At 68.3% G+C, this 23,698-nt stretch carries 20 protein-coding genes; 11 read left to right on the top strand and 9 right to left on the bottom strand.

The features are described 5' to 3' along the window. Positions 1 to 254: 254 nt before the first annotated feature. The 5 genes from ACI3KU_RS15830 (at position 255) to ACI3KU_RS15810 (ending at position 6,438) form a co-directional block, all read left to right on the top strand. Positions 255 to 1,754 carry a sugar ABC transporter ATP-binding protein gene (locus ACI3KU_RS15830; RefSeq protein WP_404923280.1) on the top strand — a complete coding sequence of 500 codons (1,500 nt, stop codon included), beginning with the start codon at positions 255 to 257 and terminating at the stop codon, positions 1,752 to 1,754. Beyond that, complete coding sequence (locus ACI3KU_RS15825) at positions 1,751 to 2,752, top strand: ABC transporter permease (protein WP_404923279.1); 1,002 nt, start codon at positions 1,751 to 1,753, stop codon at positions 2,750 to 2,752. Before ACI3KU_RS15830 ends, ACI3KU_RS15825 begins: the two co-directional genes overlap by 4 nt. Positions 2,753 to 2,829: 77 nt before the next feature. Then, positions 2,830 to 3,843 (top strand): sugar ABC transporter substrate-binding protein, encoded by a 1,014-nt coding sequence (locus ACI3KU_RS15820; protein ID WP_404923278.1) that lies wholly within the window; start codon positions 2,830 to 2,832, stop codon positions 3,841 to 3,843. A gap of 125 nt (positions 3,844 to 3,968) precedes the next feature. Next, on the top strand, positions 3,969 to 5,012 hold the full coding sequence (locus ACI3KU_RS15815; protein WP_404923277.1) for an NAD(P)-dependent oxidoreductase: 1,044 nt from the start codon (positions 3,969 to 3,971) through the stop codon (positions 5,010 to 5,012). Next, the gene (locus ACI3KU_RS15810; protein ID WP_404923276.1) at positions 4,999 to 6,438 is read left to right on the top strand and encodes an FGGY-family carbohydrate kinase; all 1,440 of its coding nucleotides are present in this window, start codon (positions 4,999 to 5,001) and stop codon (positions 6,436 to 6,438) included. The genes ACI3KU_RS15815 and ACI3KU_RS15810 overlap by 14 nt, the downstream gene beginning before the upstream one ends. A gap of 925 nt (positions 6,439 to 7,363) precedes the next feature. Here ACI3KU_RS15810 and rhaI read toward each other — a convergent pair. Continuing rightward, positions 7,364 to 8,530 (bottom strand): L-rhamnose isomerase, encoded by a 1,167-nt coding sequence (gene rhaI, locus ACI3KU_RS15805; RefSeq protein ID WP_404923275.1) that lies wholly within the window; start codon positions 8,528 to 8,530, stop codon positions 7,364 to 7,366. Beyond that, positions 8,530 to 8,886, bottom strand: a complete 357-nt coding sequence (locus ACI3KU_RS15800; protein WP_404923274.1) for an L-rhamnose mutarotase — start codon at positions 8,884 to 8,886, stop codon at positions 8,530 to 8,532. The genes rhaI and ACI3KU_RS15800 overlap by 1 nt, the downstream gene beginning before the upstream one ends. 117 nt (positions 8,887 to 9,003) lie before the next feature. Here ACI3KU_RS15800 and ACI3KU_RS15795 point away from each other — a divergent pair, with 117 nt between their 5' ends. From ACI3KU_RS15795 to rhaS, 5 genes are all read left to right on the top strand, one after another. Next, entirely contained in the window at positions 9,004 to 10,008 is a 1,005-nt protein-coding gene (locus ACI3KU_RS15795; RefSeq protein WP_404923273.1) for a LacI family DNA-binding transcriptional regulator, read from the top strand. 618 nt (positions 10,009 to 10,626) lie between these two features. After that, positions 10,627 to 12,162, top strand: coding sequence for a sugar ABC transporter ATP-binding protein (locus ACI3KU_RS15790; RefSeq protein WP_404923272.1), 1,536 nt, complete (start codon positions 10,627 to 10,629; stop codon positions 12,160 to 12,162). Beyond that, positions 12,159 to 13,190, top strand: coding sequence for an ABC transporter permease (locus tag ACI3KU_RS15785; RefSeq protein WP_404923271.1), 1,032 nt, complete (start codon positions 12,159 to 12,161; stop codon positions 13,188 to 13,190). Before ACI3KU_RS15790 ends, ACI3KU_RS15785 begins: the two co-directional genes overlap by 4 nt. Further along, entirely contained in the window at positions 13,187 to 14,245 is a 1,059-nt protein-coding gene (locus ACI3KU_RS15780) for an ABC transporter permease (protein WP_404923270.1), read from the top strand. Before ACI3KU_RS15785 ends, ACI3KU_RS15780 begins: the two co-directional genes overlap by 4 nt. Before the next feature lie 64 nt (positions 14,246 to 14,309). Further along, the gene (rhaS, locus tag ACI3KU_RS15775) at positions 14,310 to 15,362 is read left to right on the top strand and encodes a rhamnose ABC transporter substrate-binding protein (protein WP_404923269.1); all 1,053 of its coding nucleotides are present in this window, start codon (positions 14,310 to 14,312) and stop codon (positions 15,360 to 15,362) included. A 58-nt stretch (positions 15,363 to 15,420) separates the two neighbouring features. On the opposite strand, the gene ACI3KU_RS15770 is transcribed toward rhaS, so the two are convergent. The 7 genes from ACI3KU_RS15770 to ACI3KU_RS15740 all read right to left on the bottom strand — a co-directional run bounded on the left by ACI3KU_RS15770 (position 15,421) and on the right by ACI3KU_RS15740 (position 21,052). Beyond that, complete coding sequence (locus ACI3KU_RS15770) at positions 15,421 to 16,137, bottom strand: creatininase family protein (RefSeq protein ID WP_404923268.1); 717 nt, start codon at positions 16,135 to 16,137, stop codon at positions 15,421 to 15,423. Then, entirely contained in the window at positions 16,134 to 17,114 is a 981-nt protein-coding gene (locus tag ACI3KU_RS15765; protein ID WP_404923267.1) for an aldo/keto reductase, read from the bottom strand. Before ACI3KU_RS15765 ends, ACI3KU_RS15770 begins: the two co-directional genes overlap by 4 nt. 133 nt (positions 17,115 to 17,247) lie before the next feature. Then, positions 17,248 to 18,102 carry a helix-turn-helix transcriptional regulator gene (locus ACI3KU_RS15760; RefSeq protein WP_404923266.1) on the bottom strand — a complete coding sequence of 285 codons (855 nt, stop codon included), beginning with the start codon at positions 18,100 to 18,102 and terminating at the stop codon, positions 17,248 to 17,250. A gap of 27 nt (positions 18,103 to 18,129) precedes the next feature. Further along, positions 18,130 to 19,395 carry a cytochrome P450 gene (locus ACI3KU_RS15755; protein ID WP_404923265.1) on the bottom strand — a complete coding sequence of 422 codons (1,266 nt, stop codon included), beginning with the start codon at positions 19,393 to 19,395 and terminating at the stop codon, positions 18,130 to 18,132. 2 nt (positions 19,396 to 19,397) lie between these two features. Then, on the bottom strand, positions 19,398 to 20,582 hold the full coding sequence (locus tag ACI3KU_RS15750) for an NAD(P)/FAD-dependent oxidoreductase (protein ID WP_404923264.1): 1,185 nt from the start codon (positions 20,580 to 20,582) through the stop codon (positions 19,398 to 19,400). Then, on the bottom strand, positions 20,579 to 20,773 hold the full coding sequence (locus tag ACI3KU_RS15745) for a ferredoxin (RefSeq protein ID WP_404923263.1): 195 nt from the start codon (positions 20,771 to 20,773) through the stop codon (positions 20,579 to 20,581). Before ACI3KU_RS15745 ends, ACI3KU_RS15750 begins: the two co-directional genes overlap by 4 nt. Before the next feature lie 75 nt (positions 20,774 to 20,848). Beyond that, positions 20,849 to 21,052: a hypothetical protein gene (locus ACI3KU_RS15740; RefSeq protein WP_404923262.1), complete on the bottom strand. Its 204-nt coding sequence runs from the start codon at positions 21,050 to 21,052 to the stop codon at positions 20,849 to 20,851. Between ACI3KU_RS15740 and ACI3KU_RS15735 the strand changes: the two genes are divergently transcribed. Further along, complete coding sequence (locus ACI3KU_RS15735) at positions 21,051 to 23,696, top strand: family 78 glycoside hydrolase catalytic domain (RefSeq protein WP_404923260.1); 2,646 nt, start codon at positions 21,051 to 21,053, stop codon at positions 23,694 to 23,696. The genes ACI3KU_RS15740 and ACI3KU_RS15735 overlap by 2 nt on opposite strands. The last annotated feature ends 2 nt before the right edge of the window (positions 23,697 to 23,698 follow it).

Below are 23,698 nucleotides of genomic sequence, written 5' to 3'. Positions count from 1 at the left end.
CGCCCGTCGCGCCCGGCCGCGCCCGCCCGTCGCCGAGAAACCCAAGCAAGTCCGAGAAACCCCGCAATGCAGGGTTTCTCGGACTTGCTTGGGTTTCTCGCGGGGGGCGGGTACGACGTGGGGAATGTTCTCACAGGAGTTGACAAAAGCTGACAGCATATAACATGCTGTTCTCACCCTGACACAAAGGAGTGGAGCATGATGGTGACCGCACTGCCTGTCGGCCGCGGCACGGACAACGACGGGCGCAGCAGATGAGCGCTTCCGCCGGCATCGATGTCCGTCTCAGCGACATCACGAAGGAATATCCCGGCGTGGTCGCGCTCGGTGGCGTTTCGCTGGAGCTGCGCTCGGGCGAGGTGCATGCCATCGTCGGTGAGAACGGCGCGGGAAAGTCCACGCTGATCAAGGTGCTCGCCGGCGCCGTGCCCGCGACATCGGGCTCCATCACAGTGGAGGGCCAGGAGTTCACCAAGCTCACCCCGGCATTGGCCCAGAGCCTCGGCATCGCGGTGATCTATCAGGAGTTCACACTCGTGCCCAGCCTCACGGCGGCTGAGAACGTGTTCCTCGGGCACTTCCTCAAGCGCGGCGCGGTGCTGGATCGCAAGAACATGGATCGCATCGCAGCCGAGCAGTTCGCCCGTCTCGGCGTCCGCATCGACCCGCGAGTCCAGGTCGGGGAGCTGACCACCGGATATCAGCAGATCGTCGAGATCGCCAAGGCGCTCTCACGCAACGCTCGCCTCCTGATCATGGACGAGCCCTCCGCACCGCTGACCGCTGCCGAGGTGGAGGCGATGTACGGCGTGGTCGACGCGCTCAAGGCGCAGGGGATGACGATCGTCTACATCTCGCACCGCATGGACGAGATCTTCCGCCTGGCCGATCGTGTTTCGGTGCTGCGCGACGGTCAGTACGTCGCCACCCGCGACATCACCGACACCACGCGCCGAGAGCTCATCAACCTCATGGTCGGTCGTGAGCTGTCCGACGGCTACCCGCAGCGCGAGTCGGCGCCGGGTGAGGTGTCGCTGAGCGTCAGCGGTCTCACCGGCAACGGCGTTCACGACATCGGCTTCGAAGCGCACGCCGGTGAGATCCTCGGATTCGGCGGACTCATCGGTGCCGGGCGCACCGAACTCGCCGAGCTGCTGTTCGGAGCCAAGCCCCTGGAAGCGGGCGAGGTCACCCTCCGCGGCCAGTCCGTCGTGGCGCGATCACCCCGCGCCGCCATCGCCCACCGTATCGCTCTCGTTCCGGAAGACCGCAAGCGTCACGGCCTCGTGCTGGAGTTCTCCATTCAGGACAACATCACGCTGCCGCACGTTGCGGAATTCGCCAACGCCGGCGTCGTCGATCGCAAGGCCGAGCGGGCGCTGGCCGACAAGTACATGGCGGATCTGCGCATCAAGGCGCCGAGCCCCAACGAGATCGTCGGCAACCTTAGCGGAGGCAACCAGCAGAAGGTCGTGCTGGCGAAGTGGCTGTCCACCGCACCCGAGGTGCTCATCTTCGATGAGCCCACCCGAGGTATCGATGTCGGCGCCCGCGCCGAGATCTACCGGATCATGAACGCGCTGGCCGAAGAGGGCCGCACCATCCTCATGATCTCCTCCGACATGGAGGAGCTGATCGGCATGTCCGATCGCATCATCGTGCTACGTGAGGGAGTCCAGCAGGGCGTCCTCGCCAAAGAAGAGATCACCCAGGAGTCGGTCTTGGCTCTGGCTGCCGAAGGAGAGATCGTATGAAGTCCATGCTCATGGGCCGGATGAAGGACCTGGGCATCCTGCTCGTCCTCGTGGTCCTCGTCATCGCGTTCAGTGTTCTGAGCCCGAACTTCCTCGACCCGTCCAACATCTTCAACATCATGCGCCAGATCGCCACGCTCGGCATCGTCGCCGTCGGCTTCTCGTTCGTGCTGATCACCGGCGGTATCGACCTGTCGGTGGGCTACCAGATCTCGGTCAACGTGGTGGTCACGGGCATGCTCATGAGCCAGCTCGGGGTGCCGTGGTACCTCGCGGTGATCCTCTCGCTCGTGCTGGGTGTGGTGATCGGCACCATCAACGGCCTCATCGTCACCTTCACCGGAGTCGCGCCGCTGATCGTCACGCTGTCGATGATGATGATCCTCAACGGCATCAGCTACCTGGTGTCCAAGGGGCTGCCGGTGTTCGGCTTCCCGCGGGAGTTCTCCTTCCTCGGTCAGGGTGCTGTGGCTGGCATCCCGATCTCACTGCTCGTGCTGATCGTGGTGTGGGCCATCGGCCTGTTCGTGCTGAACAAGACCCCGCTGGGTCGCTACTTCTACGCGATCGGCAACAACGTCGAGGCTGCACGCCTCTCCGGCGTTCCCACTCGCGCCACGCTCATCACGGTCTATGCGCTGTGCGGTCTGTTCACCGCGATCGGCGCCATCCTGCTGCTGTCGCGCCTCAACTCGGCGCAGTCGGCCACCGGTGCCGGCTTCGAGTTCAGCGTGCTGACAGCTTGTGTGCTCGGCGGCATCAGTGTGATGGGTGGGCGCGGCAGCCTGTTCGGCGCGTTCGTCGGCGTGCTCATCGTAGGTGTGCTCGATAACGGTCTCGTGCTGCTGAACGTCAGCGAGTATGTCCAGCTGGTTATCAAGGGCGTCATCCTGCTCACCGCCGTGATCTACGACGCCACGTCGAAGAACAGCAAGGGACGCCGTAAGCAGATCGGTGGCGTCTCCATCTTCCGTCAGGGCGCGAAAGCCGCAGCCTGAATCCTCAATCCCGCATTCCCGCAATCACATCGACGACGCGATGACGCGTCACCGTCGTCACAACGAAAGGACCCCTCGTGAAGAAAATCGCGATCCTCGCAGCTTCTGCGGTCGCCCTCGCGCTGACGCTGTCCGGGTGCTCGATGCCCGGCGACGCCACCGGCTCTGGCGCCTCCAACACCGGCGGCTCCGACGCCGCCAAGGATGGCGCGTACACGGTTGGCGTCACCTTCTCGGACCTCAGCAACCCGGTGTGGGCCGAACTGGTCCAGGAGGCGCAGACCTACGGTGCCACCAAGGACATGTCGGTCACCTACGTCGACGCCGCCAACGACGCGGCCAAGCAGGTCAGCCAGATCGAGAACTTCATCCAGCAGGGTGTCGACGCGGTCATCATCTGCGCGGTCGAGTCCAACGCCCTCACCGACGTCACCAAGAAGGCGCAGGAGGCCGGCATCAAGGTGGTCGGCTACACGCAGGTGCTCACCAACTATGACGCCCAGTACCTTGTCGATGCCTACAACACCGGCTATGCCAACGGCGAGGCTGCGGCGAAGTGGATCAACGCGAACTTCGACAAGTCCGAGACGGTCGAGTGGGGCCTGATGGACCTGCCGCGCTTCCCGGAGATCATCGATCGCGCCAACGGCATCAAGGAGGCGATCGCCGAGCTCGCCCCGAACGCGAAGCTCGTCGCCACGGCTCCGGCGCTGACCGCGGAAGACGGTGTCGCCAACGCGGAGAACTTCCTGCAGGCGAACCCCAACATGAAGGTCATCGCCACGATCGGCGGCGGCGGTGCCGTCGGCGGCAACGAGGGCGTCAAGTCCGCGGGCATCACCGACTACTCGAAGTTCGGCTTGTTCGGCATCGATGCGACGGAGAACGAGATCCAGAACATCATTGATGGCGACCCGGAGAAGTCGACCGTCAGCCTCGGTGGTGGCAAGGCTCACGGCGATGCGCTGATCGACATCACGGCCGACCTGCTGGCTGGCAAGACCGTTGAGAAGGACCAGTACATGCCGATCAAGGTCATCGACAAGTCGAACGCCGAGGAGTACTACGCCGAGGTCTTCGGCAAGAAGTAACCACTCACCGGTCCCGCGGCAGCGCCGCGGGACCGGCTGTGGCACCCGGCGTCTGAGACCCGTGGTGCCGAGGATCGACAGCTGTATCGGGACGAGTCATCGGACCCGGTTGAAAGGACACCCCCATGACTCGCGTGTTGGCCGCCGGCGACCGCTTCATTCGCGCCTCCCTGTTCCGCGACGCTGTCGCCGCAGCGGTGCCCGAGCCCGTCGAGATCCGCGAACTGGAGTTCGCGTGGCCGGACGAGCCGTTCGGCCGCGTGGCCGAGGTCGATGAGGCTTCGGGTGACGAGGACCAGGTGATCGCCGCCCTCGAGGGCGCGACCGCCATCGTCACGCAGCTCGCCCCGATGACAGAGCGCGTCATGGCCGCCAGCCCCGAGCTCCGCCTGATCGCGGTGTCCCGTGGCGGCCCCACCAACGTCAACCTCGACGCCGCGCGTCGGCTCGGAATCCGCGTGGCGAACGTTCCCGGTCGTAACGGGATCGCGACGGCGGAGATGACCATCGGTCTCAGCCTCGCGCTGCTGCGTCGTATCCCGCTGGCTCAGGCCAGCATGCTGCGTCACGAATGGCGCGGCGACCTGTACCGTTCGGATGCCGTTGGCGGGGAGGTGTCGGGCGCTGTGATCGGTCTGCTGGGCGCCGGAGCGGTCGGCGGTCACGTCGCCCGGGTGCTCGCCGCCATGGGCGCACAGGTGCTGGTGTTCGACCCCTATCTTCCTGCGGGCGTGCTTGACGGCGTCATCGAGCGGGTCGCCGATGCCGATGAGCTGTTCCGGCGAGCCGACCTCGTGTCGGTGCACGCGAGGCTCACGCCCGAGACGCGCCACATCGTGGGGACCGAGGCGATCGCGCGGATGAAGCCGGGTGCGATGCTGGTCAACGCCGCCCGTGGCGGACTGGTGGACTACGACGCGGTCGCCGCGGCAATTGACGCCGGTCACCTCGGTGGTGCGGCATTCGACGTCTATCCGGATGAGCCGGTCGATTTCTCGCACCGGTTGTTCGCGCAGGCCGCAGAGGGCAAGGATGTGGTTGTGACCCCGCACATCGCCGGTGCCAGCCGCCAGACTGCCGAGCGCGCCGCCCACGGCGTGGCTGAAGAGGTGCGCCGCTACCTCGCGGGCGAGCCCGCGCTGAATCCGCTCGTCGATGGCGAGCGCTGACGTGACGATCGCCTTCCTCGGCCTGGACGTCGGTACGAGCTCGGCGAAAGTCGTGGCTGTCGATCGTGATGGCCGCCGCATCGCCGATGCCTCGACTCCGTATCCGACGCATGTGGACGAAGCGGCCGCCGAGCAGGACGCCCGGCAGTGGTGGGAGGCCGTGGTGGCTTCGGCTCAACGGGTGACGGCGGGGCTTGACATCCGTGCGATCGCCGTCACGTCTCAAGCGCCCACGCTCGTGGCCATCGACGCCGGCGGGAACCCCACGGGTCCTGCGCTGACCTGGCTCGATCGTCGTGCGACGGCGGAAGCGCATCGCATCGCCGAGATCGTGCCGGACTCGCGAAACGGCGCGGACGCCTTCTTCGGTACCGCGAAGCTGCTGTGGCTGGCGGAGCACCGCCCCGAGGCGCTGGAGCGTGCATCGGCCATCGTGTCGACGAATGGCGCGATCGTGCGTCGGCTCACGGGCGTCGCGGTCCTCGATGACACCACCGCGTCCCTGATGCAGGGCTTCGACGAGACCCTCGGCGACTTCCCGCCCGCGCTCCGTGCCGCTGTTCCGGCGCTCGGGCTGCTGCCGCCGATCGTGCCTGCCGACCATGTGGTGGGGGAGCTGCTTGCGGCTCCGGCCGCGGAGCTCGGTGTCTCACCGGGGATCCCCGTGGTGGCGGGTGGCATCGATGCGATCGGTTCGGCGCTGGAGGCCGGTGCGCTCGCGCCCGGCGATCCGCTGGTGGAGATGACCGGCTTCAGCAGTGTGACGATGCTGGCCGTTCCGCGCGGCACCGCGGTGCCCGGGTTCATCCACTCCCGACACTGCCTTCCCGACACCGACCTGCTCATCACCGCGCAGGTCTCGGCGGGTGCCGCCATCGACTGGGTCAACGGGCTGGATCCGACGCACGACCATCGCGACGCCGCCGAGATCCTGCGCCGTCCGCGGCCGGGTCGCGTGACGATGGTGCCGAGCCATGCGGGTGAGCGCACCCCGACCTGGAACGCCTCCGCACGCGGCGTGATCAGCGGGATCGATCTCGCCACCGACGTCACCGACCTGATGCTGGCGGTCATGGAGGGCAACTCCTTCGCCCTCGCGCGCGACCTGGACGCGATGCGGGACGCCGGCTTCGCGGTCGATCATCTGCTCTCGACGGGTGGCGGGGCGTCCTCCGACGCCTGGCTGCAGATCAAGGCCGACGTGCTGGGGATCCCGGTGATCCGTCCCGCCGCCGGCCACGGCGCGGCGCAGGGTGTGGCGTATCTCGCAGCGCGCGCGATCGGCGAGTTCGGTGGTGTGGAAGACCTTCGTGCGCTGGCGGGCGGTGTCGAGGCGGAGTTCCAGCCCGACCCCCGCCGGCATGAGCTGTATCGCGCTGCCGCGGAGCGCTTCGCTGCCGCCACCGCACTCAACGCCCCGCGCTGATCGAGCCTCGGGAGTTCGCCCACCCCAGGTACTGAGTCTCCCCGGTGTCCGGTGCCCGGCGTCTGGCCCCCGGTGCCCGTGCCCGGTTTCTGGTGCGCGGTGTGCGGTGCCCGGTGCCGGTGCCGGTGCCCGTGCCCGTGCCCGTGCCCCGTGCCCCGTGCCCGGTGTGTGGCGTCTGGCGTCAATGCGTCCGGCGCCTGACTGCCACCTGCCAGGTGTCGGGCTGCTGCGTGGAGCTGAGTGGTCTCCGTTGCCGCTGCTGCGGCGCAGACTTTCGACATCTTTTGAGAGCAGCGGTCGGGTCGGTCTCAGTTCGAGTCCCGATTGGCATCGCCCCCCTACAGCTTCTGAGACCAACCGTCAGGCCGACGTGGGTCGGAGGTCGGGATGACGAAGAGCCGGAGACCGGGATGACTGAGGTGGGGAAGGCGGAGGGTGCGCCGGAGGCCCCGGGCGACGAAGGGTCGGGCCTGAGGTGGGCACGACGCATGGGTGGTCTCAGTTGGGGTGTCGGCTGGTGCCGCCGCAGCCAGCTTCTGAAACCGACCGTCGGGCCGGAGCCTGGGGGCGACGACGGTGGGGCGAGGCTGCGGCCGCGGGCGACTAAGGGGCGGGCCGGAGGGGGAAGGACGTATGGGTGGTCTCGGTTGGTGTCCCAGCTGGTGTCGCTGTCGACAGTTTCTGAGACCAAACGTCAAGCCAGGGTTGGGATGGTGATGGTGGTCTCGGTTGGTGTCTTGCCTGGTGTCGCCGTCGACAGTTTGTGAGACCAACGGTCGGTCCGGGGTCGGGATGGCGAGGGGGTGGTCTCAGTTGGTGTCTTGCCTGGTGTCGCCGTCGACTGCTTCTGAGACCAAGCGGCGGGCGGCAGCCCGGAAACGACGGAGGGTGGGGCCGGAACACCGGCCCCACACTCCGTGGGAACTTACGCGCCCCAACCGGCCTGCTGGCCGCCGACGCGATCGGCCTCGATCTGCTCCTGGTACCCCGACGTGGCGAAGGCGGCCATCGGGTCGCGGGGGAGGCCGCGAGCCTCCCGCCAGTCGGCGAGAGCGGGGCGGACGTCGGTGTAGAAGGCGTCCATGAAGACGGCGTTGGCGCCGAGCACGTCGCCGGACACCTGCGCCGCACGCAGTGCGTCGGTGTCCACGGACAGAGCGCGGGCGGTCATCTCCTGCACGTTCAGCACCGAGCGGATCTGGCCGGCGATCTTGTTCTCCACGTTGTGGCACTGGTCGAGCATGAAGGCGACGTCGGGGTTGTTCAGCGCGCCGCCACGGATCACCTCGAACAGGATGCGGAACAGCTGGAACGGGTCGGCGGCACCCACGATGAGGTCGTCATCCGCGTAGAAGCGGGAGTTGAAGTCGAACGAACCGAGCTTTCCGAGACGCGCCAGCTGCATCACGATGAACTCGATGTTGGTGCCCGGTGCGTGGTGACCGGTGTCGAGGCAGACCATCGCACGGTCGCCGAGGGCCGCCACCTGCGCGTACGACGTTCCCCAGTCCGGAACATCGGTGTGGTAGAACGCCGGCTCGAAGAACTTGTACTCCAGCACCAGGCGCTGCTCACCCGTCAGGCGGTCGTAGATCTTCTGCAGCGACTCCTGCAGGCGATCCTGGCGACCACGCAGGTCGGCCTGACCGGGGTAGTTCGAGCCCTCGGCCAGCCAGATCTTGAGGTCGCGGGAGCCGGTGGCGTCCATCACGTCGATGCACTCGAGGTGGTGGTCGATCGCCTTCTGACGGATGCGCGGATCCTCGTGCGTGAGGGCGCCGAACTTGTAGTCGTCGTCCTGGAACGTGTTCGAGTTGATCGTGCCGAGGCTCACGCCGAGGTCCTCCGCGTGACGACGCAGCACGCTGAAGTCGTCGACCAGATCCCACGGAATGTGCAGCGCCACGGACGGTGCCAGCGCGGTGAGTCGGTTGACCTCGGCGGCGTCAGCGATCTTCTCGAACGGGTCACGCGGAGTGCCGGCGGTCCCGAACACCTTGAAGCGGGTGCCGGAGTTTCCGAACGCCCACGACGGCAGCTCGATCGACTGCTTCTCCAGTGCGGAGAGGGTTTCCGGGGTGAGGGACGACATCAGTTCTCGCTTTCGGTGGGGATGGCCCGGAGTTGATCCTCCAGGTTGAAGACTTCAGTGAGGGGGGTCGCGGCCTGATCCGCGCGCCCTTCCAGCCCGATGAAGAACGGCGCCATGTCCGCCTCCCATCGACCTGCGACCTCGGATGCGGCCAGGTAGTCGCGCGCGGCGGTCTCGTCGTCGCACTCGTAACTGCCGAACAGGGCGCTGCGCTCGCGGTCGAGGAAGATCGAGTAGTTCCGTCGTCCGGCGGCGGCGATCTCGGTGAGCATCTCCGGCCAGACCGGGCTGTGTCGGGCGACGTACTCGTCGAGCATTTCGGGCCTCACCTGCAGGATGAAGGCGTAGCGGGACATGGCACTCCTTTGTGTGAGCCGCGAGGGACGACGGGGCGCTGGACAAATCTGAATCGTTTCACGACGATAGTCTGAGTGTCCGGGGCCGTCAAGCGCCCCCGAGGAGGAACGGTCGCCGTGACGGTCAGCGTGAAGGATGTCGCCCAGGCGGCGTCGGTGTCGGTCGGTACCGTCTCGAACGTGCTCAATCGCCCACACAAGGTCGCTGCGACCACCGTCGAGCGAGTGCAGGCTGCGATCGAGGAGCTCGGTTTCGTGCGCAACGATGCAGCACGCCAGCTGCGCGCCGGGCGCAGCCGCTCCATCGGACTCGTCGTGCTCGACAGCGCGAACCCGTTCTTCGCGCAGGTCGCCCGCGGCGCCGAGGATCGAGCCGCCGCCGAGGGCATGGCCGTGCTGCTCGGCAACAGCGATCAGAGCGACATCCGAGAGGCCGCGTATGTCGACCTGTTCCGCGAACAGCGCGTGAACGGTGTGCTCCTCACGCCCACCGCGGACGACACGACCGCCGTCGTGCGGCTGGCCGAGGCGAACATCCCGCTCGTGCTCGTGGATGCCGAGCTGCCCGACACCCCGGTGCCGTCGGTATCGGTCGACGACCTGGAGGGCGGTCACCTCGCCGCCTCGCACCTGCTGTCGCTCGGTCGGCGGCGCATCGCGTTCGTCGGCGGACCGCTGTCGATCCGCCAGGTCTCCGATCGTCTCTCCGGTGCGCGCCGTGCGCTCGAGGAGTTCCCCGACGCCGTGCTCGAGGTGATCGAGCAGGATGCCATGACGGTGCTCGCCGGCCGAGCAGCGGGGGAGGCCATTGCACATCGACCCGCGAACGAGCGCCCCGACGCGGTGTTCTGTGCGAACGACCTGCTCGCCGTCGGTGTCATGCAGGGCGCTTCGCTCCTGGGTGACATCCGCATCCCCGACGATCTCGCGCTGATCGGCTACGACGACATCGACTTCGCGCAGTCCACCGTGGTGCCGCTCAGCTCGGTGCGCCAGCCCGCGCACGAGATGGGGGCGGTGGCGGTGGAGCTGCTGCTGGAGGCCGTGGCGTCGCCGAACGAGCCGCCGCGTCGAGTCCGCTTCCGTCCCGAGCTTGTCGTCCGGGCCTCCACGCGCGGGTAACGCGCTTCGCCCCGGTGGGGCGGTCATCGCATTGGAGAGAGTGCTTCGCCCTGGATCGGGCGGTCATCGCATTGGGGAGAGTGCTTCGCTCCGGTGGGGCGGTCATCGCGCTGGCGAGAGTGCTTCGCCCTGGATCGGGCGGCCACCGTGCCGGGTCCGCTTCCGAACTGAGCTTTCGTCCCGCGCCGCCAGACGCGGGTGGCGCGCGTCGCCCGCTCCACCCGCCACCGCGCGGGGGAGGGTTTCCCCCGGTGGAGCGGTCAGGGCGCAGGTTCGCTTCCGCCCGGAGCTTGTCATCCCGGCCCCAGCGAAGGCAGGGCGCTTCGCCGAGGAGAACGGTCACCGCGATGGGTTCGCCCCGTGGACCGGTCAACGCCCCGGGCCCGCTTCCGTCCTGACTCGTCGCCGGCCCCCACACGGACCACGCCCCACTTCCGCCCACTCACCTCACAGCACGTCCCCGCCCGCAGCCGATATGGCTTCGCCCCTCACTTTCATGGACGTGTCGAGCGTTGCCGATTTGTGATTTGACCGGGCCGATAGCCCATGCACTACAGTGAGCATGACTCGAACATGAATCGATTCAGATTCATGTGATACCTCATCGTGGAGGAAGCCGTGCAGACCAGCGACGCAGCTGTGCCAGGGAGCGACGCTCCCGTCGTTCTTGAGCTCTCCAACGTGGCCAAGTCGTTCGGCGCGGTGCTGGCACTGCGCTCCGGAACGCTGCGCGTGCAGGCGGGATCCATTCACGCCCTCATCGGCGAGAACGGGGCCGGCAAGTCCACGCTCGTCAAGATCGTGGCCGGCCTGTACCGCCGTGACAGCGGGGAGCTTCGCCTGGACGGCGAAGACGTCGACTTCGCGACGACCGCGCAGGCGAAAGCCGCCGGCGTCGCCGTGATCTATCAGGAGCCGACGCTGTTTCCCGACCTCTCGGTCACGGAGAACATCTTCATGGGGCGTCAGCTGACAGGCCGCTTCGGCAAGATCGACCGTCGGGCCATGCGCCACGAGGTCGAGCGCCTGTTCACCCGCCTCGGTGTGGCGATCGACCCCGACCGCCCAGCGGAGGGCCTCTCGATCGCCGATCAGCAGGTCATCGAGATCGCGAAGGCCGTCTCTCTCGACGCGAAGCTCCTCGTGATGGACGAGCCGACGGCCGCCCTGTCGGGCGTGGAGGTCGAGCGGCTGTTCAGCATCGCGCGGAGCCTGCGCGACGAGGGACGCGGACTCATCTTCATCTCCCACCGCTTCGACGAGGTCTTTGCGCTGTGCGACACGGTCACCGTGATGCGCGATGGTGCCTACATCTCCACCATGGCGATCGCGGAGACCACGCCAGCTGAGCTGGTGCGCCAGATGGTGGGGCGCGACGTCACCGAGCTCTTCCCGAAGATCGAGGCGGCCATCGGCGAACCCCTGCTGGAGGTGGCGAACCTCACCAGCCAGGGTGTCTTCCACGACATCAGCTTCACCGTGCACGCGGGGGAGATCGTGGGGCTGGCGGGCCTGGTCGGTGCGGGACGCAGCGAGGTCGCGCGCGCCGTGTTTGGCGTGGACGGCTACCAGGAGGGCAGCGTCAGCATGCGGGGCACTCCGGTGCGGCGCGGCAGACCGGTGGACGCGATGCGCGCCGGCATCGCGCTGGTACCGGAGGACCGCCGCAAGCAGGGACTCGTCGTCGACTCCGGCGTGGGGCGCAACATCACGATGGCGATCCGTCGCGGGCTCGCGCGCTTCGGGCTGATCACCACCGGCATGGAGAACAACGCCGCGCGCGTCTGGGCGAGCCGGCTCGAGGTGAAAGCGCACGCGCTCGACACCGTGGCAGCGACGCTCTCCGGCGGCAACCAGCAGAAGGTGGTGCTGGCCAAGTGGTTGGCGACCGAGCCCGAGGTGCTCATCATCGACGAGCCCACCCGCGGCATCGACATCGGAACCAAGTCCGAGGTGCACCGTCTGCTGTCCGAGCTCGCGGGCCGAGGCATGGGCATCCTCATGATCTCCTCGGAGCTGCCCGAGGTGCTCGGCATGGCGGACCGCGTCCTGGTGATGCGCGAGGGTCGCATCACGGCAGAGATCGACCGGGCTCAGGCCACCAGCGAGAACGTGATGTTCGCCGCCACACACGCATCGGAGCAGCACGCATGACCGCCCCGTCTACCACCCGAATCCCGGTCTCCGGTCTCACCAAGAACATCGGGGCGCTCGGCAAGGCGCGCGAGTTCGGCATCCTTATCGCGCTGGCGGTCGTGGTGGCCGCAGCCACCGCCAAGAACCCCAGCTTCCTGCTCAGCGCCGACGGCTGGCGCGATCTGCTGCTGACCCCGTCGATCCTCGTGCTCGTGGCGATCGGACAGGCGATCGTGATCATCACCCGCAACGTCGACCTCTCGGTCGGCTCGGTGATGGGACTGTCGGCCTACCTCGCCGGACGCCTGTTCATCGACGCTCCCGCGCTGCCCGTGCCGGTGGTGGTGATCTTGGCGGTCGCGTTCGGCGGTGTGCTGGGATTGATCAACGGTGCGCTGGTCGCGTACGCCCGCGTCCCCGCCATGGTGATCACGCTCGGCACGCTCTACGCCTATCGCGGCATCAACGTGATGTGGGCGGGCTCCACCCGCGTGAACGCCTCCGACATCCCGAAGGACTTCCTCGCCGTCGGCACCGGGCAGCTGCTGACGATCCCGATCCTCGCGATCGTGGCGGTGATCCTGCTCGTCATCGCAGCCTGGTACATGCGCAACACCCGAGGCGGGCGCGAGTACTACGCCATCGGATCCGACCCCGCCGCCGCCGAGCTCTACGGCCTCAAGGTCACGCGTCGCGTGCTCACCGCCTTCGTGCTGTCCGGCGCTCTGGCCGGCCTCGCCGGTGTGTTCTACGTCGCCCGCTACGGCACGGTCAGCTCGCAGGCCGGAGCCGGATGGGAGCTGGATGCCGTGGGCGCTGCCGTCATCGGCGGCGTCGCCATCACCGGCGGCGTCGGAACCGTGTGGGGCGCGGCCATCGGCGCGATGCTGCTGATGACCATCAACCGGGCGCTGCCGATCCTGGGCATCCCCGACTTCTGGCAGCGCGCCGTGGTGGGCGCTCTCATCATCGGTGCGATCGTGCTGGACCGCTGGCTCGCGGTGCGGCAGAGGCAGCGGCTCATCGAAGCAAGGGATCAGTCATGACCATCGCCAACACCGCATCCCCGTCGACCAACCGCGTCTCACACGACTTCGAGAAGCCGCTCTGGCGGCGCATCCTGATCTCGCGAGAGAGCGGCATCGTCGCCCTGCTGATCCTCGTCACGCTGTACGCGATCGTGGCTGTTCGCGGGTTCGGCCAGCCCATCACGCTGAACTACCTGCTGCTGGACGTCGCCCCGATCCTACTGATCGCGCTGCCGATGACCCTCATCATGATCACCGGAGAGATCGATCTGTCCGTGGGCAGCATGGTGGGACTCGCCAGTGTCGTGACCGGCGCCGGCATTCAGGCCGGGTTGCCGTTCGAGGTGGCTGCCATCCTCGCGCTGGTCGTCGGTGCCATCGGCGGCGCGGTCAACGGATTCCTGGTGACCGTGGTGGGGCTGCCCTCGCTGGCCGTGACCATCGGCACGCTGGCGCTGTTTCGCGGACTCGCGGTGGGTGTGCTCGGCACCACGGCCGTCACCGACTTCCCCGAACTGTGGAGCGCGCTGGCGAAGGCCAAGATCGCCGGCACCACCATCCCGTACATCATGGTGCCGTTCGTGATCCTGCTCGTGGTGTTCGTGATCATGCTGCACTTCACCCCCTTCGGGCGCGGGATCTACGCCATCGGCCTGTCCAAGGACGCGGCGCGCTTCTCCGGCATCCACGTCGAGCGCACCAAGTTCGTGCTGTTCATGCTCTCCGGCCTCGTCGCCGCCTTCGCCGGCATCTTCTTCACGCTGCGCTTCGGCAGCGCGCGAGGGGACAACGCGACGGGCCTGGAACTGCAGGTCATCGCGGCCGTCGTGCTCGGCGGGGTCTCGGTGTTCGGCGGGCGCGGACAGCTCTACAGTGTGGTCGCCGCGGTGCTCCTGATCGGTGTGCTCTCCAGCGCACTGCGCCTGGCAAACGTGACCTCCGACGTCATCAACGTGATCACGGGTGCGCTGCTGGTGCTCTCCGTGGTCGGTGCCAGCCTGCTGGCCTGGGTGCAGAAAGCCCGACGACGGCCCGGCCGTCTCCCACGCGTCGCAGCATCCACAGCATCCTGATGCTGCGCCCCGGTCGCCGGCACCTGCGACGACCGTCCGCACGACCCGAAAAAGGAAGAGAACAATGAAGTTTGCACGCAAGCGTGTCGCCGCCGTCGCGGCTGTCGTGGTCGCCGCGGCGCTCGCCCTCAGCGGTTGCGCCGACACCGGTACCCCGGCCGGCGAATCGACCGGCTCCGCAGGCAGCGGTGGCGGATCGAGCGAGAACCTGTCCATCACGTTCCTGCCGAAGAGCCTCGGCAACCCGTACTTCGACACCTCCAGCAAGGGCGGCAAGGCCGCCGTGGAGGAGCTCGGCGGCACGTTCGCCGAGGTCGGCCCCGCCGAGTCCACCCCGGACGCTCAGGTGAGCTACATCAACACCGCAACGCAGCAGGGCGTCGGTGCCCTGGTGGTCTCGGCCAACGACCCGAAGGCGATCTGTGACGCCCTCGACGAGGCGCGCGGCGCCGGCGTCAAGGTGGTTACCTTCGACTCCGACACCAACCCCGAGTGCCGCGACCTGTTCGTCAACCAGGCCACGGCCGAGGGCATCGCGAAGGCGCAGATCGACCTGATCGCCGAGCAGATCGGTGACGCGGGCGAGATCGCCATCGTGTCCTCGACCGCGAACGCAACGAACCAGAACGCGTGGATCGACATCATGAAGACGCTCCTCGCGTCGGACCACCCGAACATCAAGCTGGTGGATGTGGTCTACGGTGACGACGACGAGCAGGTCTCGTTCGACAAGACCGCTGCCGTGCTGCAGTCTCACCCGGACCTCAAGGGCATCATCTCGCCGACGACCATCGGCATCTCGGCTGCTGCCCGTTACCTCTCCACCTCGAACTACAAGGGCAAGGTGGCGCTCACGGGCCTCGGCACGCCGAACCAGATGCGCGAGTACGTGAAGGACGGCACCGTCACGGCCTTCGCGCTGTGGAACCCGGAGGACCTCGGCTACCTCTCCGCATACGCGGCGGACGCGCTGATCGCCGGCACCATCACCGGCAAGGAGGGCGACAGCTTCGAGGCGGGCAAGCTCGGATCCTTCACGGTGGGCGCCGACGCCACGGTGCTGCTCGGTGACCCGTACGTCTTCAACGCCGACAACATCGACGACTTCGACTTCTGATCGTCGACAAACGAGACATCGCCCTGGCCGCTCGGCCAGGGCGATGTCTCGTTTGCGTTCAGGAGGTGAGGGAGGCCACCCAGGCGGCGAGATGCGCCAGCAGCGGCTCGGCGGCCTCGGTATCCAGATCGCGGGGGTCGGCTCCGAAGACGCCGTGCAGCGGATGGGCGGTGTCATGACGGCCCGAACCGTAGGGATCCTCGCCCGCGGGAACAGGAAAGGCGACCGGATCCGGAAGCCGATCGACGCGCACCAGGGCGGGGTCGATCGCGTGCAGCAGCAGCGACTCGAAGCGACCGGCATGATCGGGCCGCACCGGAGGCTCCGGGACCTGCCCGATCGTGCGGGCGACGGCACGCAGCACACGGCCCTCAGCGTTCCACCCCTCGGCGATGCGGGTGACGAGATCCCGCTGCTCATCGGCGAAGTGCCCGCTCAGGATCACGGCGTGACGTACGCCGAGCTCATCGAGTCGGTCCAGCGTCTCCGCGAGCAGGGTCTCGATCGCCTCCGGACGCTCGCTCATGAGGGTCCACGGGTAGCGGCTGTGTTCGCCGCCCACGCCCTGATAGAAGGGCGGCAGCACGATCCCGCCGGCGAGTTCGGCAGCACGCAGGCAGATGCCGTGCGCCGTGAGCGCGTCGAGTCCGACCGGCAGGTGCGGTCCGTGGAATTCGAGGGAGCCGAGGGGCAGGTACGCCACCGAGGTCGTCGCGAGGCGATCCTCGATCTCGGCGGGGCTCAGCCGTTCGATGGCCGATGATCCGGTGCTCATACGTAGTAGTTCCTCTCCCATCCGAAGCCCGTGAGTCTGTCGCGCAGACCGGGCGCGAGACCTGTCCCGTCGCCGAATGACAGGTTGCGTGCGAGGCGCTTCGGCGTGGTCATGCCGACGATCGTCGTCGACACGGCGGGGGCGTCTAGCACGAACCGCACCGCCGCCTCGTCCAATCCCTCGTAGACGGGCGCGGTGACCTCCCGCACGGCGGCGATCCGCTCCAGAGTCTCGGCGAAGCGCTCCCCGCGGAACATCGTCTTCAGCTGTGAGCCCTCCGGCCAGGAGTCGTAGGTGTCGGCCGTCCAGGTGCCGCCGAGTGAGCCCGAATCGAGGGCGACGCGCGCGATGATCGCCGTCTCGGAGGCCAGGGCCGCGGGGAACAGCTCGGCGTCCGGCTGCTGCTCGAAGATGTTGTAGATCACCTGGATCGAATCCACGAGTCCCGAGCGTGCGAGCTCGACCCCCTCATCGGCGCGATAGTCGCGCAGCGAGACGCCGATCCGCTCGATCTTTCCCTCCGTCTGCAGCTCGCGCAGGGTGTGCAGCCACTCCTGATCCCGCATCCCGCCGGGCATCCAGCAGTGCAGCTGGTAGAGGTCGATCCGCTCCACACCGAGGCGTCGCAGCGACTGCTCGACCTGGTCGCGCAGGTACTCCGGGCGATACGCCGCCGCGATGTCCGGATCGTCCACGGACGGGTGGGGCCAGGCCGGCGGCTGCACCTTGGTGGCCACGTGGATCCGCTCGCCCCGCCACTCCCGAAGCGATCGCCCCACCACCTCCTCGCTGTGGCCGGTGCCGTACATCTGCGCAGTGTCGACGAAGTTGACTCCCCGCTCGTACGCCTCCAGCAGCGTGCGCACCGACTGATCATCGTCGACCGGTCCCCACTGCCCGCCCAGCTGCCAGGCGCCGAACGATACCTCGCTGATCTCCCAACCGGTTCGCCCGAACGGGCGTCGATGCACTGTCATGGGCGGGCACGCTCCTTCACGTCTTCGCACAGCCGATCTGCGCGAGATCGCAGTCAACTCTAGGTATCGCGCAGCCGGAGGGCAGGATGCAGGAGCGCGGATACATGGACCCGACGATCACTCGCTCAAACGTTCAGGGACGCAGCGTGGCGCGCGCGAACTGGCTGGGCGCGACGCCGAACGCCCGTCGGAACGCCCGCGAGAAGTAGAGCGGATCCACGTATCCCACCAGCTGGGCGACCTCACTGACCCGCAGCCCCGTGGTGCGAAGCAGCCGCGCCGCCTCCTGCAGACGCACGTGGCGGATCCACGACTGCAGCGACTCGCCGGTGTGGCGGGGGAAGAGTCGCTGTGCCGTGGTCTCGCTGCATTTCGCCGCCTCGGCCACGCGCTTCACGGTCAGCGGCTCGGCGATGTGGTGACGAATGAAGGTCATCATCAGCTCCAATGATCCCGGCACGACGGCGTGCTGGGCGTGATCCGAGGTCCACGCTGCATTATCGATCATGATCAGACGCCCGAGCGCTCGGAAGTAGTCCTCGTCGAACCCGCCCTCGGCCAGTCGCTCGATGGCGATGGCACCGTACTGGGTGATCCGCCGCGCCGCGCCCGCGTGCATGGACGAGACGCCCGGGGCGAACTGCGTCGGGTCGCCGTGGCGGGCGGGGTCGGCGAGCAGCGGGTCGCCCGGAAGGAAGGCGACCCGCGGCGTCACCGGAACGCTGGTGTCGTGGCGGGGGACCACGTGCAACGTGCCGATGTGAAACGGGGAGCGCGTGTTGGCGCGGTACTCGACGCGGTGATGCCAGGGCAGTCGGAGAACGTGCTGTGCGTCCACGACGAAGCGCTGGCCGCCGGCATGGATCTCGCCGCCGCCGCTGATGATCCAGACGAAAGAGACGCTCATCACGTGCTCGTTGACGATGCGCTCGCCCGACGCGAACCGGTACCAGTTCGCGCCGACCACTACGGGATCGTCTGCTGTCACAAGGATGATGCTAGTGCTGGCTCTCCTCTAGGACGCCCTGCCGTCCAGGCTCGCGATCACCGCTCCCGCCTCGTACACGGCCACGGGATGGGCGAAGGGCTGCGGTCGCAGCTGCTCGGCGTCCACCAGGGTGAGGTTCGGGAAAGCCGCCAGCAGCGCGGTGATGGCCGTGCGGATCTCCACACGGGCGACCTGCTGACCGATGCAGCCGTGGATGCCGTAGCCGAAGCCGAGGTGGCCGAACGCGTCACGTGCGACGTCGAACTCCTCGGGATTCTCCGCGCCCCAGTGGTGCGGGTCGCGGTTCGCGGACACGGGCGAGACCGCGACCGACGTGCCCGCGGGAATCGTCACGCCCTCGATCTCCACGTCCTCGGCGGCGGTTCGGGCAAACAGCGTCACGAACATGGCGCCCACGCGCATGAACTCCTCCACGGCGGGGCGGATCTGCTCCGGATCCCGACGCAGCGCGGCGAGCTGTTCCGGATGGGTGAGCAGCGCCACCGACGCGGTCGCGATCAGATAGGCGACGGAGTCGCGTCCCGCGCCCATGAGCAGCCGCAGCACACCCTCCACCTCGATCCGATCCAGATCCGGATGGGCCAGCAGATCGGTGATCACGTCCTCGCCCGGGTTGTCTGCGCGCTCGGCCAGCAGCGCGCGGATGAAGTCGTACTTCTGCTGCGCCGTGGAGGGCTCCACGAACAGGGCGACGAAGGTGGGGTAGTGGTGCTCGGGCACGCCGAGAACGTGGCAGTGCGTGCGAGCCGAGATGTGCATCGCGTAGTCGCGCCAGAGATCGACGGTGGGGCCGAGAGAGCGCAGGTGCTCGATCTGCTCGTCCGCCATCGTGCGGATCCACTCCTCGCGAGCGCGCGCCTGGCGCACCGAGAACCGGGGCATCACGGAGCGACGGAGCTTGGCGTGCTCGTCGCCGTCCAGGTTCAGCAGGTTGAGAGCGTCGGACGCCTGTCCCGCTTCATCCAGAGCTCCCGGCAGCTCGAGGGGTACCGCCTCGGCCTCGGCGCGCTCGCCGTGCGCGGAGCCGCCCGCCTCCGCGTCGCCGGGACCGAGCGGCATGCGACTCGGGCGCATGCTGAAGCGCGGATCCTGCAGCACGGCGACCGCGGCGTCGTAGCGCGTGGCGACGAGTCCCTCGTGCCCGTCCTGGAAATCCAGCGGGACGAAGGCCCCCTCCTCTCGCCATGCCGCGAGCTGCGGTGACGGGGTCAGCGGCGTGCCATCACCGGGCAGCGAGCGGGCGTGGAACGGGCATTCGGCGGGGATCGACATGGTCAGACTCCTTCGGGAACAGGGATGGAATGGGGCGCGGTCACGACAGCGGCGCGCGCCGCGCGGAACGCGCGGGGGGTGGCGTTCCAGCCGATGACGCCGCGGAGATCGCCGCGGTCATCGCGACTGCCGTAGACACGACGCTCGGGGGTCTCCTCGGCGGGAGTGTCATCGGTGAGGCGGTGCGTGGGGTCGAACCAGCCGTACGCGTTGATGCGCACCCCGTGGATCTCCGACCAGAACAGCGGAACCGGCGGCGTGCTGTCACGTCCATGCTGGAGGCGCAGCGCCACCGCGATGGCCTGCTCGATCGCGTAGCTCTGATGCTCCACGCGGCGCGGCCGGCCGGAGATCGGATCGGTCCACGCGGCGACATCGCCCACCGCGGAGATTCCGGGCGCCGCTTCGCCGACGATGTCGCAGGCCACACCGTCGGACACGTCCAGTCCCGAGGAGCGGAGCCATCGGGTCTGGGGCGTTCCGCCGATCATCGCGACGGCGAGATCGACCTCGTGCGAGCTGCCATCGCGGAAGGTCAGGACGGTGGCTCCGGAGGCGGTCACGGTGCTCGAGACGATCTCGGTGCCGAGGGACAGGTCGACACCGTGGTCTCGGTGCAGGGCGATCAGCTGGTCGGAGAGCAGGGCGCCGACGCCGCCGAATCCCAGCGAGGCGGAGCGGCCGATCAGCAGCGTGGCCGCTTCGTGCTTGCGCGCGGCGCTCGCGATCTCCGATCCCAGGATTCCCGAGCCGATCACGGCGACGCGGCGAGCCGATCGGAGGCGGCGGCGAAGCTGCATCGCATCGTCCAGAGTGCGCAGGGTGAGCGCCGATGGCACGGCGGCATGGGCGCGTGGCGCGGTGCCGGTGGCGATGATCAGCTGGTCGAACGCCACGTCGCCCTGCTCGGTGTGCAGCACCCGTCCGTTCACATCCAGACCCGTTGCGCGGCATCCGGTGCGCACCCGGATGTCGAGTTCGGCGAGCTCTGTCTCCGTGCGGATGACGGCGTCGTCACCCTCCCAGTCCCCAAGCAGGATCTGCTTCGACAGCGGCGGGCGGTTGTAGGGGAGGTGTGCTTCGGAGCCGATCAGCACGATCTCGCCGGCGTAACCCTCCTGTCGCAGGGTCTCCGCGGCCGTGAGTCCGCCGATCGAGGCGCCGACGACCACGACGCGATCGCTCATGAGGAGGTGAGGCTGATGGCGCGCGCGGGGCAGAGTCGCACGGCACGCGTCGCGGCATCGAGATCCGCGCCCTCCGGGTCAGGCTCCAGCAGCAGCACGATGCCGTCGTCATCCTGGTCGAAAACGTCCGGGGCCACCAGGGCGCACTGTCCCGCGCCCACGCAGGCATTCGTCTGAACCACAACGCTCATCGGTACTCCTTCGTTGGATGAAACGATGCGGTCAATTCAAGTCGGCGCCTCGCCGCCCGCCCAGGGCGGCCGCACTCAGAACATGGACTGGACGAGCGCGAGGTCGCGACAGCTCCCGCGTTCGGGGACCTCGACGATGCTCAGACCCTCAGTCCGCTTCCCGGTGACGCGGATCGTGATGTGTCGTCCTTCTTCGCCGTCCAGGTTTTGACTTCCACCCGTGAATCGATTCAGAATCGGGGTGACGCCGCGACGCAGCGCGTTCGAAAGGATCGGCATGATCGCCCCCCACTCCGTGATCGACTCCGCCACTCGGCTCACTCTCGTGCGCAGTCAGCACGGTGCGGGCCTGCTCGGGGTTCCCGCACGCGGCACCCGATTGAGCTGGCAGGCGTCCTCCAGCACACCAGGTGCCGAGCAGGTGGCGTACCAGATCGCCACCGGGACGGACGCCGGCGCGCTCGTGCCCGGAGACGTGATCGAATCGCCCGCCGCAGTCGGGGTTCTCGTTCCCGATCCGCAGCCGGGTACCTCGCTGACGTACGCCGTACGGATTGCGACGCAGCAGGGGTGGACCGCATGGAGCGAGCCGATCACGGTGGAGGCGGGCCTGCCCGGATCGGCCCTCCAGGCGCGCGTCATCGGAATCCCCAGCCCGGTCGAGGGGCCGGTGCAGGTGCTGCGCCGGGTCTTCTCGCTGCCCGATGTGCCCCCGACAGCGCGGCTGCGCCTCAGCGCGCTGGGGCTCGTGGATGCGTGGATCAACGGGCGGCGCGTCGGGGACGCCTACCTCACGCCTGGATGGACGTCGTATCAGCAGCGCATCCTCGTCGACACCCACGACGTGACCGAGCTGCTCGTGGCGGGGGGGAACGTCATCGTCCTCGAGGTGGGCGATGGCTGGTACCGCGGCCGGATGGGCTTCGCCTGGCGCACCGAGATCTACGGGGAACGCTCCGGGGCCATTGCTCAGCTCGACGGGCCGGACGGCGTCATCGTCGCGACGGACGCGAGCTGGCGCGGCGGGTTCGGTGCCGTTCGCGGCGCGAGCATCTATGACGGCACCGAGGTCGACTTCACGCGAGCCCTCGCCGCCGTGCACACCCCGGCGTTCGATGACAGCGCCTGGGCGGGTGTCGACGTGATCGACCACGACCCGGAGGTCTTCGAACCGCGATCCGCCCCGCCCATCCGAGTGGTGGCGGAACTGCCCATGCGCCGGCTGGAACGCCGAGACGGCAAGGAAGCCGCGCGCTTCGACGCGGGGCAGAACGTGGCCGGCTGGGTGCGCCTGGTCGTGCGCGGGCGCGCCGGCGATGTCGTGCGGGTGCGGCACGCGGAGATCCTGGAGCCGTCAGGTGACCTCCACACCGCCGCGCTGCGATCCGCGGAGGCGACGGACACCTACGTGCTGGATCGAGACGGAGAGCACGTCCTGGAGCCGCAGTTCACCTTCCACGGCTTCCAGTTCGCCGACGTGGCCGGTGCGGAGGTGGTGTCCGCCACCGCACGCGCGATCTCCTCCGACCTCCCGCAGCGCGGCGAATTCCATTCCTCCCATCCCGCGTTGGACCGGTTCCACGAGAACGTTCGCTGGTCGCAGCGCGACAACTTCGTCTCGGTGCCCACCGACTGCCCGCAGCGGGACGAACGCCTCGGCTGGACCGGCGACGCGCAGGCCTTCGCCGCCACTGCGAGCACCATCATGGACACGGAGGCGTTCTGGCGCACCTGGCTCCACGACCTCACCGCCGATCAGGGTGCCGACGGCGCCGTCGCCAGCATCGTCCCCGACATCATCCGCTTTGAGGACATGCGGATGGGCGAGGGCCCGGTCGACAACATGGGCCGCGCCGGCTGGGCCGACGCCGCCACCATCGTGCCGTGGGCGGCGTACGAGGCCTCGGGCAGCGACGAGGTTCTGGTGCAGCAGCTGGGCAGCATGCGCGCCTGGGTGGAGCACCTGCGTCGGCGTGCGGGTGAAGGTCTCGTGTTGCCCACAGAGCCGTTCCAGTACGGAGACTGGCTGGACCCGGACGCCCCGGGTGACCGGCCGTGGCTGGCGAAGGTGTCCAGCGACTATGTCGCCAACGCCTTCTACGTCCGGTCCGCGCGACTGCTGGCGCGGGCGGAGCGGCTGGTGGGAGATCTCGCCCGTGGCGACCAGTACGACGCGCTCGCGGATCGCGTCGCGGACGCCACCTGGCGCCGCTGGGGCGCGGACGCGGCCACCACCCAGACCGGGGCGGCGCTGGCGCTGGAGTTCGAGATCGCCCCCGTCGACGAGCGCTCGACGATCGCCGATGCGCTCGCGGCGGATGTCCGCGCGATCGACGGTCGGATCTCCACCGGATTCCTCGGCACGCCGCTGGTGCTGTTCGCGCTCTCGAACAACGGCCACCTCGCCGAGGCCTACCGGATGCTGCTGCGTCGTGAGGCGCCGAGCTGGCTCTATCAGGTGGATCGCGGGGCGACCACGGTGTGGGAGCGGTGGGACGCCATCCTGCCGGACGGCAGCATCAACCCCGGCGACATGGACGCGGGAGCAAGCTCCGAGGGCGGCAGCATGCTGTCCTTCAACCACTACGCCTACGGGGCCATGATCGACTGGGTGTATCGCACGGTCGCCGGCATCGCTCCGGCCGCGCCCGGGTACCGCGTCGCGCGCATCGCCCCGCGCCCCGGTGGGGGCATCGACCACGCCCGAGCCGCGATCGAGACGTCCTACGGGCGGTTGGCGATCGCCTGGGAGCTCACCGGCGAGGAGCTGACGGTCACGCTGGAGGTGCCGTTCGGTGTGACCGCGCAGCTGGATCTGCCGGTGACGGCCGCATCGGAGGTCTCGGTGAATGAGGGCCCCGCAGCCGCCGCCCTCGGTCATGGCGTCCATCGCATCACGGTGACGGCGGTCGCGATCGGATAGGA

Origin of the sequence: Microbacterium sp. ZW T5_56, assembly GCF_044987425.1 — a bacterium.
GTDB lineage: Bacteria > Actinomycetota > Actinomycetes > Actinomycetales > Microbacteriaceae > Microbacterium.
The sequence above is the reverse complement of the archived record's forward strand: the minus strand, read 5'-3'. Positions and strand labels throughout refer to the sequence as shown.